The sequence below is a fragment of the Asticcacaulis benevestitus DSM 16100 = ATCC BAA-896 genome, from assembly GCF_000376105.1.
GTDB classification, from domain to species: domain Bacteria; phylum Pseudomonadota; class Alphaproteobacteria; order Caulobacterales; family Caulobacteraceae; genus Asticcacaulis; species Asticcacaulis benevestitus.
In genome coordinates, this window is record NZ_AQWM01000001.1 from 607,396 (window position 1) to 623,030 (window position 15,635).

15 protein-coding genes are annotated in these 15,635 nt (G+C 59.4%); 3 read left to right on the top strand and 12 right to left on the bottom strand.

Features of this window, described 5'->3' with window-relative positions:
• Positions 1 to 24 precede the first annotated feature (24 nt).
• From parC to pyrE, 10 genes are all read right to left on the bottom strand, one after another.
• Positions 25 to 2,241 carry a DNA topoisomerase IV subunit A gene (gene parC / locus B060_RS0103040; protein ID WP_018080274.1) on the bottom strand — a complete coding sequence of 739 codons (2,217 nt, stop codon included), beginning with the start codon at positions 2,239 to 2,241 and terminating at the stop codon, positions 25 to 27.
• 60 nt (positions 2,242 to 2,301) lie between these two features.
• Complete coding sequence (locus B060_RS23780) at positions 2,302 to 3,243, bottom strand: GGDEF domain-containing protein (RefSeq protein ID WP_081606783.1); 942 nt, start codon at positions 3,241 to 3,243, stop codon at positions 2,302 to 2,304.
• 102 nt (positions 3,244 to 3,345) lie between these two features.
• The gene (locus B060_RS0103050) at positions 3,346 to 3,810 is read right to left on the bottom strand and encodes a hypothetical protein (protein WP_018080276.1); all 465 of its coding nucleotides are present in this window, start codon (positions 3,808 to 3,810) and stop codon (positions 3,346 to 3,348) included.
• Between the two features lie 84 nt (positions 3,811 to 3,894).
• Positions 3,895 to 4,620, bottom strand: a complete 726-nt coding sequence (gene recO, locus B060_RS0103055; protein WP_018080277.1) for a DNA repair protein RecO — start codon at positions 4,618 to 4,620, stop codon at positions 3,895 to 3,897.
• Positions 4,621 to 4,717: 97 nt separating this feature from the next.
• Positions 4,718 to 5,758, bottom strand: a complete 1,041-nt coding sequence (gene era, locus B060_RS0103060; RefSeq protein WP_018080278.1) for a GTPase Era — start codon at positions 5,756 to 5,758, stop codon at positions 4,718 to 4,720.
• Positions 5,755 to 6,489, bottom strand: coding sequence for a ribonuclease III (rnc, locus tag B060_RS0103065; protein ID WP_018080279.1), 735 nt, complete (start codon positions 6,487 to 6,489; stop codon positions 5,755 to 5,757). The genes era and rnc overlap by 4 nt, the downstream gene beginning before the upstream one ends.
• A 133-nt stretch (positions 6,490 to 6,622) precedes the next feature.
• On the bottom strand, positions 6,623 to 7,501 hold the full coding sequence (gene lepB, locus B060_RS0103070) for a signal peptidase I (protein WP_018080280.1): 879 nt from the start codon (positions 7,499 to 7,501) through the stop codon (positions 6,623 to 6,625).
• A 192-nt stretch (positions 7,502 to 7,693) separates the two neighbouring features.
• Entirely contained in the window at positions 7,694 to 8,083 is a 390-nt protein-coding gene (gene acpS, locus B060_RS0103075) for a holo-ACP synthase (protein ID WP_018080281.1), read from the bottom strand.
• On the bottom strand, positions 8,080 to 8,844 hold the full coding sequence (locus B060_RS0103080; RefSeq protein ID WP_018080282.1) for a pyridoxine 5'-phosphate synthase: 765 nt from the start codon (positions 8,842 to 8,844) through the stop codon (positions 8,080 to 8,082). Before B060_RS0103080 ends, acpS begins: the two co-directional genes overlap by 4 nt.
• Before the next feature lie 5 nt (positions 8,845 to 8,849).
• Entirely contained in the window at positions 8,850 to 9,437 is a 588-nt protein-coding gene (gene pyrE / locus B060_RS0103085; RefSeq protein WP_018080283.1) for an orotate phosphoribosyltransferase, read from the bottom strand.
• Between the two features lie 200 nt (positions 9,438 to 9,637).
• Here pyrE and B060_RS25955 point away from each other — a divergent pair, with 200 nt between their 5' ends.
• Complete coding sequence (locus B060_RS25955) at positions 9,638 to 10,648, top strand: alpha/beta fold hydrolase (RefSeq protein ID WP_018080284.1); 1,011 nt, start codon at positions 9,638 to 9,640, stop codon at positions 10,646 to 10,648.
• 31 nt (positions 10,649 to 10,679) lie between these two features.
• On the opposite strand, the gene B060_RS0103095 is transcribed toward B060_RS25955, so the two are convergent.
• Both B060_RS0103095 and rpoZ read right to left on the bottom strand, forming a co-directional pair.
• On the bottom strand, positions 10,680 to 12,941 hold the full coding sequence (locus B060_RS0103095; protein WP_018080285.1) for a RelA/SpoT family protein: 2,262 nt from the start codon (positions 12,939 to 12,941) through the stop codon (positions 10,680 to 10,682).
• 153 nt (positions 12,942 to 13,094) lie between these two features.
• Entirely contained in the window at positions 13,095 to 13,454 is a 360-nt protein-coding gene (rpoZ, locus tag B060_RS0103100) for a DNA-directed RNA polymerase subunit omega (RefSeq protein WP_018080286.1), read from the bottom strand.
• Between rpoZ and B060_RS27550 the strand changes: the two genes are divergently transcribed.
• Positions 13,453 to 13,668 carry a hypothetical protein gene (locus tag B060_RS27550; RefSeq protein ID WP_155847627.1) on the top strand — a complete coding sequence of 72 codons (216 nt, stop codon included), beginning with the start codon at positions 13,453 to 13,455 and terminating at the stop codon, positions 13,666 to 13,668. The genes rpoZ and B060_RS27550 overlap by 2 nt on opposite strands.
• Before the next feature lie 242 nt (positions 13,669 to 13,910).
• Positions 13,911 to 15,587, top strand: coding sequence for a 2-isopropylmalate synthase (gene leuA / locus B060_RS0103105; protein ID WP_018080287.1), 1,677 nt, complete (start codon positions 13,911 to 13,913; stop codon positions 15,585 to 15,587).
• Positions 15,588 to 15,635 lie beyond the last annotated feature (48 nt).

Consider the following 15,635-nt stretch of genomic DNA (forward strand, 5'->3'; position numbering starts at 1 on the left):
CCTGGCAAGCGGGGAGGTATAAGGTTAGAGACGCAGCTTTCTCAGACCACGTGGGGCGATACGGCCCACGCTGGCGCGCTTGCCGATATAGTCCTTCACGTCCTTGAAATCGCGCGCCTTGCCGGAACCGTCATACCACTGGGCACCTGACGCCATGTCGAACACGGCGATATCCTTGACGCCGCCATCCTTGTAGCCCTGCAGCTTGACGCCCTTGCCGCGCGCCATTTCCGGCAGTTCGCTGACCGGATAGACCAGCAGCTTGTTGTTCTCGCCCAACACCATAACGTGATCACCGGTAACCGCCAGCGCCGCGAAGGCCTCGGTGCCATCGGCGTTGAGCACCTGCTTGCCGGCGCGCTTGTTGGCGAAGGCGTCTTCCTCGTTCATCACGAAGCCATAGCCATTCTTCGACACCATCAGGCGCTTCTGGCCGGTCTTCATCATGAACAGGGTGACGATCTTAGCCGATTCCTCGATATCGAGCATAAGGCGCAGCGGTTCGCCATTGCCACGGCCCGATGGCAGCTTGTCGCAGCCGAGCGTCAGGAAACGACCATCGGAGGTCAGGATCAGCAGCTTGTCGGTGGTGAAGCCCGGCACCAGATAGGCCAGGTCATCGCCTTCCTTGAACTTCAGTTCGGACGGATCCTCGACCTTGCCCTTGGTGGCTCTGATCCAGCCGCGCTGCGACAGTATGACCGTGATCGGCTCCTTCGGCAGATAGGATTCGATGGCGGAGATCTCGATGCCGACCGGCGCATCCATAAAGGTGGTGCGGCGCGGCGACGGCATTTTCTTGCGCACCTCGGCCAGTTGCTGGTCGATGCGCTTCCATTGCAGCTTTTCCGATCCCAGCAGAGTGCGGATGCCATCGCGTTCTTCCGAGAGCTTCTTGTGCTCGTCGCTGATGGTCATTTCCTCGAGCCGCGCCAACTGACGCAGGCGGGTATCGAGGATGTAATCGGCCTGCAGTTCCGTCAGGTTGAAACGCGCCATCAGGACATCGCGCGGCTTCTCTTCCTCGCGGATAATGCGGATCACCTCATCAAGATTGAGGAAGGCGATCATCAAACCATCGAGCAGATGGAGGCGCTTTTCGATACGATCGAGACGCCAGTTCGACATGCGCACCAGAACGACGCGGCGGTGGTCGAGGAAGGCAGTCAGGCAGTCTTTGAGCCCCATGACGCGCGGCGTGCCGGTGGCGTCGAGCACGTTCATGTTGACGCTGAAGCGCGTTTCCAGATCAGAGATCTTGAACAGGCTCTCCATCAGCACTTCGGGTTCGATATTGCGCGACTTGGGCTCAAGGATCAGGCGGATTTCCTCGTCCGATTCATCGCGGACATCGCCGAGTAGCGGCGCTTTCTTGTTTTCGATCAGGTCGGCCAGCTGTTCGATCAGGCGCGATTTCTGCACATAGTAAGGGATTTCGCGCACGATGATGCGCCAGCCTCCGCGGCCGAGATCCTCTATCTCGTAACGCGCGCGGGTACGGATGGAACCACGACCCGTCTTGTAGGATTCGAGGATCGACGCCTTGGATTCGACGCAGATGCCGCCGGTCGGGAAATCCGGACCGGGGATGAACTCCATCAGGTCTTCGGTGGTGGTGTCGGGCTTGGTCAGCAGCTTGCGGCAGGCATCGATCAGTTCGCCGACATTGTGCGGCGGGATCGAGGTGGCCATGCCGACGGCGATTCCGGTCGCGCCGTTGGCAAGCAGGTTGGGGAAGCCTGCCGGCAGCACGACCGGCTCTTCGTCCTGATCGTCATAGGTCGCGCGGAAATCGACGGCGTCTTCGTTGATGCCCTCGATCAGAAGCATGGCGGCGGTGGTCAGGCGGCATTCGGTGTAACGCATGGCGGCGGCGTTATCGCCGTCGATATTGCCGAAATTACCCTGGCCATCGACCAGTTGGTAGCGCTGGGCGAAATCCTGCGCCAGACGCACCAGCGCGTCATAGATCGACTGGTCGCCGTGGGGGTGGAAGTTACCCATGACTTCGCCGACCACCTTGGCGCATTTGCGCGCCGCCGCTTCCGGCGACAGGCGCATGGTGCTCATGGCGTACATGATGCGGCGGTGGACAGGCTTCATGCCGTCGCGCACATCGGGCAGCGCCCGGTGCATGATGGTGGACAGGGCATAGGCCAGGTAGCGCTTCGACAGGGCGTCGCCCATCGGCTCGTCAAGGATACGCCCGCCGGCGTCGTCAGGAATCACTAGGTCACTCATAGTCGCAACCTAGGACGGACAAGGGGTTTAGACAAGTCCCCCCGCCAATCAAGCCTGTGCCTAACCGGCCAGTTTCACCTGGTTGCGACCGGCATGCTTGGCTGCATAGAGCGCCTGATCCGCCTCGTGATAGAGGCCATCGAGCGTTTTCGACCGCTTCCACTCGGCTATACCGGCTGAAAAGGTATAGCGCAGGGTCGCACCGCCCAGGATGAGGCGCTGGTCGCGCACATGCGCCTGAAGACGCTCTATGACCGTATGGGCCTGTTTGCGCGTAGCGCCCGGCATAATGATCAGGAACTCCTCACCGCCAACGCGGCCGAGAATATCGCGTTCGCGCAAGGCCTGCGTCGCGCAGGCGGCGAAATGCACCAGAACCTGGTCACCGCCATCATGGCCGTGCTGATCATTGATCGCCTTGAACATATCGAGATCGATCAGGACCGCGCTGAACACTTCGCCCGTTTTTGTGGCGCGTTCCACCAGACGGCCGAAACGCACCATGGTGGCCCCACGATTATAGATGCCGGTCAGGTGATCGGTTTCAGCGGCGATAAGGGCGGCGTCGCGATCACTTTCAAGACGGAATTCCCGACGTTTGACCGCGGTGAAATCTGTAATCACCAGCACGATCCAGCCATCGCTGAGCTGGGTTTTGGTCCCCAATACCCAGCGACCGTCACGCATAGCCACTTCAAAATGAAGGCTGCCGCCGTGGCGGAGCTCCTCGCGGTTCTTGACCAGCCAGGGTTCGATGTCGTCCGCCTCAAATACCGGACCGACGCCGGTTTCAGCGCAATGACGCAGGATGCTGGCAAGGCTCTGTTGTCCCGGCTGAATGTCATAAAGCTCTATGAAGCCCGGCGTCGCGAAGTGGAGGGTTTCACGGGGCGTAAAAAGCGCCATAGCGATCCCGGCCGCCAGCATACCCTCACCGATATGAGCGATCGTCTCTGGCTCTGTACCGGTGGAGTGATCCGTAAAAGAACTCGCCTTAGGCATGGGTACTCAAAACTCAATAAAAACGTCGTTACGCCAATTTTTGCCACAACCGCGTTATTTTATAATTAAAGGAGATGAAAAAGGATTGAAGAGGAAGACGCGCTAGAACAGGGCGTCGACTTCGCTTTGCAGGCTCTTGGTCATGTCGGCGCGGCCATGGATATGGGAATCCATCTCGATCACCAGGGCCTTCATATCGCGCAGGCGTTCGGTCAGATCGGCGCGGGCCGCCTCGTCTTCAAGATTTGAGCTCATCAGAATATCGATCGAGGAATCGAAGACCGAAAGCGCGCGTTCGCAAACATCGTCAAAATCGCAGCGCAATTCCGCCGGCGCATGGTGATAGGCCGATATGACGATGTCCTTCATTTCGAACCCAGATTTCTCGAAGTGTTCGACGTAGCTGTGCTTTTTCCAGTCGGCCAGTTCCTCGGCCATGTCTGGCATGTCGAGGCCCATTTCAAACAGCATGATCGCCTCATTGAACAGATTCAGGTAGTCGGTGGCCAAACCCGTGGAGGGATTGACGTTGGCGGCTAACACTTCCTGTTCGCTGTAGGGCAGCATATGAAATTCACGACCTCTCTATGTAACGGAGTTATGACACATATCGGTTACCAAACGGTTTTTGATGTGAGTCGGCGCCGAGAGCTATAGGCCGCTGTTTATCAGAGACTCTTTCAGGCGCATCCGGATATCGGGCAAGGGCTGATTGTGCGGATGGAAGACGTGACGCTCCAGAAAGAAGCCGGTCAAGGCCAGCCCGCGAGCAATATCCCCGGCCTCCAGCCCGCCTTGCGACGACAGCATGAAGCCCGGCAGGCCGAGCAGCTTGTCCTTATAGGGCTCGCCGGCCTTGCGGCTGACCGCCCTGCCCGACTTCGGACTGACATAGACAAGCTGGTCATGCTCACCGGTGACAGCGCAGGCGCTCAGGTCGAGACCATAGCCGAGGGCTTCCAGCAGACCGGCCTCATAGCGCACATAAACCGCCGGCCAGATGTCCTCGAAGGGAAAGAGCGTGATCAGGCCTGACAGGGCATGATAGGCGCCGGTTTGGGCTTCGCGCTCCGGCAGCACCTTCTGCGTCATGATGCAGGCGCATTGCAGACCGAGCAGCCCCAGCGGTTCATCAAGCAGGTCGGGCGATGTGCCGGAGGCTTCCAGCGTGGCGGCGCCAAGCTGATCGGCATGGCGGGCACGATAGGCGAAGACGACGCTCGATCCGGCCTGCAGCAGCGGCTTGATGCGGCGCGACGCTCCGCCAGCGATATGGGCGGCGTAGATGCCGTGGTTCTCGGTCAGGACGTGGACAATAGCGCCGGTCTCGCCATGAGACCGCGCGGTAAGAACAATGGCTTCGTCTTCAAATTCCATGCGTATTCTTTAAGAAGGGTTATCCACAAATGACGCAGATTGCACAGACCTGTGTCATCTGTGGATAAACCTTACAACTCTGTCCGACGCAAAGACGTCAGGATTCGTATTCCAGACCAAATTGCGCATAGAGCGCCCGGTCCTCGCTCCAGCGTTCCTCGACCTTGACATGCAGGAACAGGTGGACCTGGCGATCGAGCAGCTTGCCCAGTTCCTCGCGCGACTTCATGCCGATCCATTTCAGGGTCTGGCCGTTCTTGCCCAGCACAATCGAGCGCTGGCTGTCACGCTCGACAAAGATGGTTTGTTCGATACGCGCCGAACCATCGGCCTTGTCGGTGAAGTCGGTGGTAACCACCGCGGCGGCATAGGGCAGTTCTTCGTGGACGCGCAGGAACAGCTTTTCGCGGGTGATTTCGGCGGCGAGGATACGCACCGGCGCATCGGCAGCCTGATCGGCCGGATAGAGCCACGGGCTCGCCGGCATCTTGGCCGCCAGCAGGGCGCGCAGGTCCTTGACGCCATGGCCCTTCTCGGCCGAGATCATCAGGACGTCTTCGAAGACGCCTTCCTTGTAGAGATCGTCAGCGATGGCCAGCAGGTTCTCGCTCTTCATCAGGTCGATCTTGTTGAGCGCCAGAATGGCCTTGGCGCCATTGTCTTTCAGGCCCTTGATGATCATTTCGACGTCTTCGACCGCCTTGTGATCCGCGCCGGTCGCCTTGACGCTTTGCGCCGCGACTTCGTCGCCAAGAGGCGAAGGGGAGCCGGAAGCGCGTCGCGCGGTCGAGGCCAGCGTCTGGCCCTTGACCGCCAGTTGCGCGGCGGCATCGACCAGCAGCACGATGCAGTCGGAATCTTCGGCGCCGCTCCAGGCCGACTTGACCATGGCGCGATCGAGGCGGCGACGCGGCTTAAAGATACCCGGCGTATCGACCAGAATTATCTGGCAATCCCCCACCAGCGCGATCCCGCGCACGGGGAAGCGCGTCGTCTGCACCTTTTGGGTCACGATGGACACCTTGGTGCCGACCAGTTGGTTGACGAGCGTCGACTTGCCGGCATTGGGCGCGCCGATAATGGCGACGAAGCCGCAGGTCGTGTTTTCAGTCGGGGTCGCTTGAGGTATTTCGGTCAATTGAGTTTTTCTCGTTCGATAAGGCCAAGCGCGGCGGCCTTTTCGGCCTCCTGACGGGATTTGCCGGTGGCCGATTGCGGGGGAAGGTGGTCGATTCGGACCTCGATGGTGAAGACAGGGGCGTGATCAGGCCCTTTGCGGCTGACCACGCTGTAGACAGGAGCGCCCATGCCCTGAGCGACCGCCCATTCCTGCAGGAAGGACTTGGGGTTAGAGCGGGAAACATTGCCACTCTCGGTCAGGGCCTTGAGCCACAGGGGCTTGAACGTTTTGAGCACGGCCTCATAGCCGCCATCGATATAGACAGCGGCCATCAGGGCTTCGCAGGCATCGCCGAGGATGGTCGGGTTGGTGCGGCCGCCGCTCTTGGTTTCGCCGGCGGCCAGACGGATGGCGGCGCCCAGTTCGAGCGTGCGGGCGATATCGGCGCAGGTTTCGCGGCTGACGAGCGTATGAAAGCGGCGTGACAGTTCACCTTCGGTGGCGTCCGGCAGGGCTTCCATCAGGGCTTCGGCGATCATCAGGCCGAGTACACGATCACCCAGGAATTCGAGGCGTTCGTTATCGGCCATCTTGCGCGCGCCTTCGGCGACCGAAGCGTGCGTCAACGCCAGTTCGAGCAGGGCGGCGTCACGAAAGGTGTAGCCGAGATTGCTTTGCAGGACGTCGATGGCTTTCAGACGCAGATTGGTCTCTTTGGAAGGGGGCACGCGGGCATTCATCGCTTGCATGTACAACAACCCTTTGCCAAAGGCAAAAGGTTGTTGAGCCTATGAAATCTCCAAACGCTTTAGCGTTTGGCAAGGGCGATGGCCCGCCCGAGCTGATGCGAGGTGAGCCATGCGGCGCTTGAGCTACACTTAATCAGTGCAAAGGCTTGAAGAAGCGGTTCCAGTGGAAGTTAAGCCAGGTCCAGGGCTTCCACAGCGACGAGCCCTCTTTCCACGACATCAGGACCAGCACGGCGCGGCCTTCGAGATTGGCTTCCGGCACGAAACCGACGCCCGGCTCATAAGGATCTTCCGGCGAGAAGCGGCTGTCCAGCGAGTTGTCGCGGTTGTCGCCCATGACGAAGTAATTGCCGGCGGGCACGACGAACTCACCGGTATCATCGGCGCGGCCATCCTTGACCATGTCCTGCATCTTGTGGGTGCGGCCATCCGGCAGGGCTTCGCTGTAGGCGGTTGCGTAGCGGCCGGGGAAATCCTTGGCCTCGACCGGCCCGAGATCGGTAGCCGGCACAGGCTTGCCGTTGATATAGAGCTGGTCCTGCTTCATCTGCACGGTATCGCCCGGCAGGCCGATGACGCGCTTGATATAGTCGGTCTTGTTGTCACGCGGCAGCTTGAAGACCACCACATCGCCACGCGTCGGCGCGTGGTTCATGATGCGGCCCTCGATAAATGGCAGTGTGATCGGGAAGGAATACTTGGAAATGCCGTAATCCCACTTGGAAACGATAATGTAATCGCCCTCATAGAGATTGGGCTCCATCGACGCCGACGGGATGGTGAAGGGCTGGAACAGGAAGGTACGCAGGATCAGCACCAGCAGCAGGGCGACACCGACGACGCTGAAAATTTCCTTAGCTTCGTCGATAGCAACCTGCTTGGCGTTGCGCGTATCGACCACCTCTTCAGGCTCGGCGTGGGCTTCAGCCTCGATATGCGCGTCCACTCTGGCAGCCGTATTGGCCGCGGCGGCAATCGCCTCGTTCGCGCTGTCGTTTTCCGGTTTCGTCATAAGGATGGCCCCAAAGTCCCTGATAAAATGCGGGACTGCTCCCGTAATGTCAGGATTCACCTAACCGCAGATTATGGCAAGCACAAGGCTTTATTCAGTGCATTGTTTCCGCTCAAGCGCCGCGGCGACGCAAGGCGTCGCTAGGCTCGCGCAAAAAGTTGCGCGGGGGCCGGTCGGCCCCAGATAAGATTATTAAATAGCTTCGATAACCGCATAGGCGGTGGCGTAAGGGTCTTCGTCGCTCAGGGAGAGATGGATATGCGCCGTCTTGCCTTCCGGCAGCAAGCCGCGCAGCAACTCCGCCGCGCCGCCGTGCAGGATGACGTGCGGTTTGCCGAGATGACCGGAAACGACCTCGATGTCGGTGAAGAAAAAGCCACGCACGCCGGTGCCCATCGCCTTGGCGACAGCTTCCTTGGCGGCGAAGCGCTTGGCGAAACTTAAGGCCGGACGCGCCGCCGCCTGAGCGTGGCTTTGTTCGCCAGGGGTATAGATGCGATCAAGAAAACGCGCCGTGAAGCGCTCCATCGACGATTCGATGCGGCGGGCGTCACACAGATCGACCCCAATGCCGACGATCACTCCCGGACACCCTTGTGTGCGGCGTCGATCAGGTCTCGCATCCGGTGCAGCGAAGCTTCGAGACCGATAAAGATAGCCTCGCCGATCAGGAAGTGTCCGATGTTCAGTTCGCGGATATGCGGTATCCTGGCAATAAAACCGACCGTGTCGAAATCAATGCCGTGGCCGGCGTGAACCTCGATGCCGAGATCATGCGCCTGTTGAACCGCCGCCTGTAAACGGCTCAGTTCATTGTTAAAAATGACGTCTTCCTGTTCGCGGAAAGAATCGCAAAGCGCGCCGGTGTGGAACTCGATCACCGGCGCCTTGACCAGAGCGGCCGCCCTCACCTGCGCCGGATCGGTGGCGATGAAAAGCGACGACCGGATCCCCAGAGCATTGAATTTTGCAACCGCCGCGCCAACCGTCTCCAGTTGCCCGACGACATCAAGACCGCCCTCGGTGGTGCGTTCCTCGCGGCGTTCCGGCACCAGACAGGCGGCGTGCGGCTTCATCTCGACCGCCAAGGCCACCATTTCCTCGGTCGCCGCCATCTCGAAATTGAGCGGCCGGCCGAAGGTGTCACACACCTCTTTGATGGCGAACACGTCCTTATCAAGGATATGGCGGCGATCTTCACGCAGGTGCGCCGTGATGCCATCGACGCCGGCCTTGAGCGCCATTTGGGCCGCACGCACCGGATCAGGCGCGTGACCGCCGCGCGCGTTACGCACAGTGGCGACGTGATCAACATTGAGCCCTAAGCGGATACGGTCGTGCATGGCCCTTAAGCCTTGGCCAGCCGGCGCGAACCGGGGTCTTCGACCGGGATAGCGGCCAGTTCTGGCGGCAGGTTGTCGGCGGGGTAAGCCGGGACTTCGAGCGACGCGAGGGCGATCAAAGGCACGCCGACATCGACCTTGCCGCCGGAGCGATCAACGATGCACGCCGCCGCCACAACATCGCCGCCGGCCGCCTTGATGGCGGCTATACATTCGCGCGACGACAGGCCCGTGGTGACGATATCCTCAACCATCACGACCTTCTGGCCGGGCTCGATATGGAAGCCACGGCGCAAGCGGAACTCGCCGCCTTCGCGTTCGACATACATCGACGGTACCTTGAGGTGACGGGCGGTTTCGTAACCGGGGATGATGCCGCCGACGGCCGGCGAAATGGCGAGATCGACGGAGCCTACCGCAGCGGTGATCTTGTCGGCCAAGGCCTTGCACAGGCGTTCGCAACGGTCGGCGTTCATGAAGACGAGGTTTTTCTGCAGGAACATCGGGCTGTGCAGGCCGGATGACAGCACAAAATGGCCTTCGCGCAAAGCGTTGGCGGCGCGGAACTCGTTGATTACGTCTTCACTGGTCATGGGGAATCCTTGTCTGATGCCAGCGGTTTAGCGCGTTCGGTCGACTATTGGAAGATGAAGAATTGCGCTGCGCTTTGTTCAAACCGTCGAAACTCTAAACCTTATCTCAAAGGGCAAGCAAATAGGTTTGACAAGCGTTACGTATAGATTGAGCATCTAGGAGACGGGCCGGAAGCGCGGCCGACGACTGAGGGGGGCTTATGCTTCGAATTGTATGCGCATGTCTGCAAATTCTGTTATTGTTCGTTTTACCGACGGTCTCTCATGCAGCCGAGCCTTTGCCCCTGGAAGCCTATTTTCGGCCTCAGAACGCAGTAAAATTACCGGATGGCCGGCGTTTCAATATCTTCTGTATTGGTTCTGGCGGTCCCACGGCACTGATAGACTCCAGTCTTAGTCAATGGAGTCTGGAATGGCGGGACATCCAGCGCGATCTGGCTCAAGTCACCAGGGTCTGTACTTTCGACAGGGCCGGATACGGCTTTAGCGATCCAGGCCCCTTACCGCGTGATGCCTCCGCGGAAGTCGGCGATCTCGAAAACGCACTGAAGGGTGCCGCTATTAAACCACCCTATATATTGGTAGGGCACTCGCTGGGCGGGATAAACATGCGCCTGTTTGCCTACAAACATACCGAGGACGTTGCAGGCATTCTATTGGTCGACCCAGCCATCGAGCATGGCGATAAACGCCTGCCCTATCCTAAAAGCTATAATGATGAAAATCTCAGCTTCTACCGTGGCTGCCTGAAACAACTCCAGGCCGGCCCGCTCACTCCCGGATTTATTCTGCCGGGGGCCGAGGATCCTTGCCTTCCTAAGCGCCCACATGATCTGTCCAAAGCCGTATGGTCAAAGCTTACGGAAATATATTTCAGCAAGAGCCGTTTTGAAGTCATGTTATCCGAAACCGAAAGTAAGGATGAAACTTCGTCGAATGATCTTGACGCCAACCGGCATAGTCTTGGCTCGATCCCGCTTGTTATCCTCTCTTCTGACAAAGCGCACTTTACTGAAGACAGACCGAAAGGTGTGGACGCTGATACACTTTATAACGCCAAGATTAACGCACACGAAGACCAGGCTCGCGACTCCACACAAGGAAAGAATGTCATTGTAGAGGGCGCCAGCCATTTCATATTTGAAGAACGTCCCGACGCAATGGTTGAGGCGTTCAATGAAGTTGTTCAGCAAGCGCGTGCCCGAAGATGAAGCTGTGATCGAAGGTATTATGAAATACCGTCTATCCCCTCACCCGGTCGACGCTTTCGATCATCGGTGAGGTGCGCAGCGCTGCCGAAATATTGGTGATGTGGCGAGCATCCAGCACCTCGATATCGAAATCGACATCGAGGAAGTCCATCGGTTTGTTCGATATCCGGATATTGACGATATTGCCCTTGGCCTCGCCGATCAGCGTGCAGGCCTGACCGAGCACGCCCGGCTTGTTCTGCATATTGACGCGCAGACGCGCCACCGACAGCGTGTTCTTTTCCGCGTTCAGCGTCCAGTGCAGGTCGATCCAGCTCTCGTCCTGCGCCTCAAGAGCCTCAAGTTGCTCACATTCGATGGAGTGGACATGGACGCCATCGCCTTCGACAAAGCCGACGATGCGGTCACCCGGCACCGGATAGCAGCACTTCGAGAAGATGACAGTCTGCGATTCATGCAGGGCCGAGCCCCGCACGAAGGCCGCACCGCCGCCGCCATCCTTGATGCGCGTCAGGCTATCGGTGGTCAGCATCATCGGCAGCTTGAGGCCGGGGAAGATGGCTTCGAGAATCTTGGCCGGGAAGATCTTGCCGCGGCCGCACAGCTCGAACAATTCATCCTCGCTCGTCACGTTGAAGCGCTCGAACGCCGGCCGCCAGCTTATATCTTTCAACGCCTTATCGACCTGCGCGGCGGCGCGCTCGATAGCGGTCTTGCCGAGCTTGATAAAGTCGCCCGCCTCGCGCTGGCGCAGGTGACGGCGGATCGCCGAGCGCGCCTTGCCGGTAACGGTCAGGCTGAACCAGTCCTGATTGACGCGCGATTCCAACCCGGTCAGGATTTCGACCTGATCGCCGTTTTGCAGCACGGTGCGCAAGGGCTTGTGCTCACCATTGATCAGGCAGCCGATAGCCGTTTCGCCGACCTGGGTATGGACGGCAAAGGCGAAATCGAGCGGCATGGCGCCGCGCGGCAGCGAGATCAGCCGGCCCTTCGGGGAGAAGACGAACACCTGATCGAGATACATCTCCATCTTGGCGTGCTCGACCCAATCCTCGCTGTCGCCACCATTTTCAACGATGTTGACGATATTGCGCAGAGAATTCATCGGGTTGCGGCCGCCGTCGCGCGTCGCTGCCTCTTCATCGAAGCCATAGGCCTGATTCTTATAGCCCCAATGCGCCGCCACGCCCTCTTCGGCCACGCGGTCCATCTCCTCGGTGCGGATCTGAAGTTCGATTCGCGTGCCTTTATGGCCAACCACCGTCGTGTGCAAAGACTTGTAATTGTTGGACTTCGGCGTCGAGATAAAGTCCTTGAAGCGCTCCTGCACGCACGGCCAGGTGCGATGGATGATACCAAGCGCCCGGTAACACTCGTCCGTATTCTGCATCACCACGCGGAAGGCGAAGATATCCGACAACTGGTTGAACCCGACCGACTTGCGCTGCAGCTTTTTCCAGATCGAATAGGGCGACTTTTCGCGCCCCATGACACGCGCGGACATGCCCTGCTTTTCCAGCTTGGCGGCAACATCGCGGGCGATGGCGGCGATGGTCGAGCCCTTCTCGGTCCGCATCTCCTCAAGGCGATGGATGATCGCCTGATGGGCCAGCGGATTGATGTGCGAAAAGGCCAGGTCTTCCAGCTCGGTGGCGAAACGGTTGCAGCCGATCGAACGGGCCAGCGGCGCATAGACTTCCAGCGTTTCGCGCGAAATGCGTTCGCGCTTTTCCGGCGCCACGAAATGCAGGGTGCGCATATTGTGCAGGCGGTCGGCCAGCTTGACCAGCAGGACGCGGATATCCTTCGAGATGGCCAGGATGAACTTGCGCAGGTTTTCCGACGACTTGGTGTATTCCGATTGCAGTTCGAGCCGCGTCAGCTTGGTGACGCCCTCGACCATGGTGGCGATTTCCTCACTGAACTTCGACGCGATCTCTTCATAGGTCGCCGGCGTGTCTTCGATGGTGTCGTGCAGCAGGGCGGTGGCGATGGCGGCGGCATCGAGCTTGTAGTCGGTCAGGATGCCGGCCACCTCGATCGGGTGGGCAAAGTACGGATCACCCGAGGCGCGGAGCTGCGCGCCGTGCATCTTCATGGCATAGACATAGGCGCGGTTGAGCATGGCTTCATCGACCGTCGGGTCATAGGCGGCCACGCGGTCGATCAGTTCGATCTGACGCAGGAATTTCTGACGATGGGTTGCGGGCTTCGGCGCTTCGGGCGTGGCTAAGGGCGCTGGCTCTACCGATGCCGCCTTGTCCAAAACCTGCTCGCTTTCTGCCGACATACACTTACTTTCGATAACGCTTCGCCTTATCCTAAACGGATCAGGGGTTAAAAAGTTTCTCACAAGCGCGGATTTACACAAGTAAAAAGGCTCAAAGGTATCCCCTTGAGCCTTTTAAATAATAAGTTTGGCGGCGTTTGGCAGACGGAAGACTTAGTAGCGCTCTTCCTGACCACCATCACGGTCGGATTGCAGGGCGCGGATCAGTTCGCTTTCCGACATCTGCATGTGCGACGGATCGGCCAGCAGGGCGAGGGTTTCGGCCTCTTCCTCGGCTTCGGTGCGCTCGTCAACGCGTTGCAGAGAAGCGATCAGGCTTTCGGTCAGCACGGTCGGCTCGATGACGCCATCGGCGATTTCGCGCAAACTCACAACCGGGTTCTTGTCGTTGTCGCGGTCGACCAGAATCGACGAACCCGACGAGATGGCGCGGGCGCGATGCGCGGCCAGCAGAACGAGGTTGAAGCGGTTATCGATCTTTTCGACGCAATCTTCGACGGTGACGCGGGCCATGCAGGAACCTCAATATAGTAGCGTCTTCGCTTGGCCTGCACAGGATGAGGCGGCCATAGGGCGAGGACAAAAAAGTCATGAACCGGTGCCAATAGCGCGTGTCGCCGGAAAAGACAAGAAATTCATGAAATTTGTTGTGCGAGCGCAAGGCGTCGCCATTAAAGGCTGGCGGTTTGCCCGCAAATCCTTATTGACGCGTGCCGGTCAATCGTGACAGAACCCGCCCATGATCACGTCCAAAGCCCTAAACGCGCTCCTTATTGGCACCCTGATCGCTTAACTGCGGTCAGGCGAAAGTCGTTTGCGTCTTTTTTTGGCTTTATCCCCGTTTCGGGTTTTGATCATGTTCTCCCATCTGCTATCTCTCCCGCGCATTCGCCCCGGCTTCGTATCCTGAAGCTTCGAGCCTTCGCGCGTCACACTCGCACTCTTTAAGACCTATAAGGGTTTCCACCCATGATGCTGACCAATCCCGACACCAAGTACCGTCCGTTTTCCCTGGGCGTCAACATGTCCGACCGCACCTGGCCGGACAAGGTGACCACGAAAGCGCCGCGCTGGCTCTCCACCGATCTGCGCGATGGCAATCAGGCGCTGGCCGATCCGATGGATGTCGACAAGAAGCTGATGTTCTTCAAGCTTCTGCTCAGCGTGGGTCTCAAGGAGATTGAGGTCGGCTTCCCATCGGCATCGCAGACCGAGTTCGATTTCGTGCGCAAGCTGATCGAGGAAAACCTGATCCCCGACGACGTCACCATCCAGGTGCTGACGCAATCGCGCGAAGACCTGATCAAGCGCTCGTTCGAGGCCCTGCGCGGCGCCAAAAAGGCGATCGTGCACCTCTACAATGCGACGAGCCCCCTCTTCCGCCGCGTCGTGTTCAACATGGACAAGCCGGACGTGCTGGCACTGGCGCGCAAGGGCATGGGCCTGCTGGTCGCCGAGGCCGCTGCGCAGCCGGAAACCGAATGGGGCTTCGAGTACAGCCCGGAAACCTTCACCGCCACCGAGCCCGAGTTCGCGCTTGAGGTCTGCAACGCCGTAATCGAAGTTGTGCAGCCGACGCCATTAAAGCCTTTGATCCTCAACCTGCCGGCCACCGTCGAGGTCGCCGGTCCGCACACCTATGCCGACCAGATCGAATGGTTCTGCCGCCACATCAGCAAGCGCGACAGCGTGGTCATCAGCCTGCACCCGCACAATGACCGCGGCACCGGCACCGCCGCCGCCGAACTGGCCCTGCTGGCCGGCGCCGACCGCATCGAAGGCTGCCTGTTCGGCAATGGCGAGCGCACCGGCAATGTCGATCTGGTGACCCTGGCACTCAATCTCTATACGCAGGGCGTGTCGCCGGAGCTCGACTTCTCCCACATGCGCGAGGTCGTGAAGACGGTCGAACACTGCAACAATATCCCGGTCCATCCGCGCCACCCCTACGCCGGCGAACTGGTCTTCACCGCCTTCTCAGGCTCGCACCAGGACGCCATCAAGAAGGGCTTCGCGGCCCACGAGAAGCGTAACGACGGCTACTGGGAAATGCCCTATCTGCCGATCGATCCGGCCGATCTCGGCGAAAGCTACGAGGCCGTGATCCGCGTCAACTCCCAGTCCGGAAAGGGGGGGATAGCGTGGATTCTTGAGCAAAATCATGGCCTGAAGCTACCCCGCCCCTTTCAGGTAGACTTCTCGAAGAAGATTCAGGACATCACCGACGCCTCGGCCAAGGAAGTCAGCGGCACGGATCTGTGGGACGCCTTCCAGGCGGCTTACCACCTGACCGGCCCGCAGGCCTACGAGCTGATCGAATACGACCATAAGGGGCCGGTGCGTTCCGGCGCCACACGCACCTTCGTGGGCAGGATCATCAAGGATGGTATCGAGACCTCGGTCATTGGCCATGGCAATGGCCTGATCTCCAGCGCCGTGCGCGGGCTCAATTCGCACTATGATCTGGGCCTTGAAGTGGTCGATTACGCCGAACACGCGCTCAATGTCGGCAGCGAAAGCCAGGCGGTGGCCTATGTCGAGTGCAGGGCCGGCGACCGCACGGTCTTTGGCGTCGGCATTGATCACGATGTCGCCACGGCCAGCATCAAGGCTGTGCTTTCGGCCGCCAACGCCCTGAAGGTGTAGAGACTTGCCCACGGCCCTCTTTTGGGATTAAGTTAACATCACAAAAGA

Coding starts and splice junctions, on each gene's coding strand:
- recO (WP_018080277.1), bottom strand. CDS start 4,620: ATGGAATTTGAAGACGAAGCCATTGTTCTTACCGCGCGGTCTCATGGC.
- B060_RS0103095 (WP_018080285.1), bottom strand. CDS start 12,941: ATGTCGGCAGAAAGCGAGCAGGTTTTGGACAAGGCGGCATCGGTAGAG.
- rnc (WP_018080279.1), bottom strand. CDS start 6,489: ATGCAAGCGATGAATGCCCGCGTGCCCCCTTCCAAAGAGACCAATCTG.
- pyrE (WP_018080283.1), bottom strand. CDS start 9,437: ATGACCAGTGAAGACGTAATCAACGAGTTCCGCGCCGCCAACGCTTTG.
- B060_RS0103050 (WP_018080276.1), bottom strand. CDS start 3,810: ATGCTGCCCTACAGCGAACAGGAAGTGTTAGCCGCCAACGTCAATCCC.
- B060_RS23780 (WP_081606783.1), bottom strand. CDS start 3,243: ATGCCTAAGGCGAGTTCTTTTACGGATCACTCCACCGGTACAGAGCCA.
- lepB (WP_018080280.1), bottom strand. CDS start 7,501: ATGACGAAACCGGAAAACGACAGCGCGAACGAGGCGATTGCCGCCGCG.
- B060_RS27550 (WP_155847627.1), top strand. CDS start 13,453: ATGCAGGAACCTCAATATAGTAGCGTCTTCGCTTGGCCTGCACAGGAT.
- B060_RS25955 (WP_018080284.1), top strand. CDS start 9,638: ATGCTTCGAATTGTATGCGCATGTCTGCAAATTCTGTTATTGTTCGTT.
- rpoZ (WP_018080286.1), bottom strand. CDS start 13,454: ATGGCCCGCGTCACCGTCGAAGATTGCGTCGAAAAGATCGATAACCGC.
- leuA (WP_018080287.1), top strand. CDS start 13,911: ATGATGCTGACCAATCCCGACACCAAGTACCGTCCGTTTTCCCTGGGC.
- B060_RS0103080 (WP_018080282.1), bottom strand. CDS start 8,844: ATGCACGACCGTATCCGCTTAGGGCTCAATGTTGATCACGTCGCCACT.
- parC (WP_018080274.1), bottom strand. CDS start 2,241: ATGAGTGACCTAGTGATTCCTGACGACGCCGGCGGGCGTATCCTTGAC.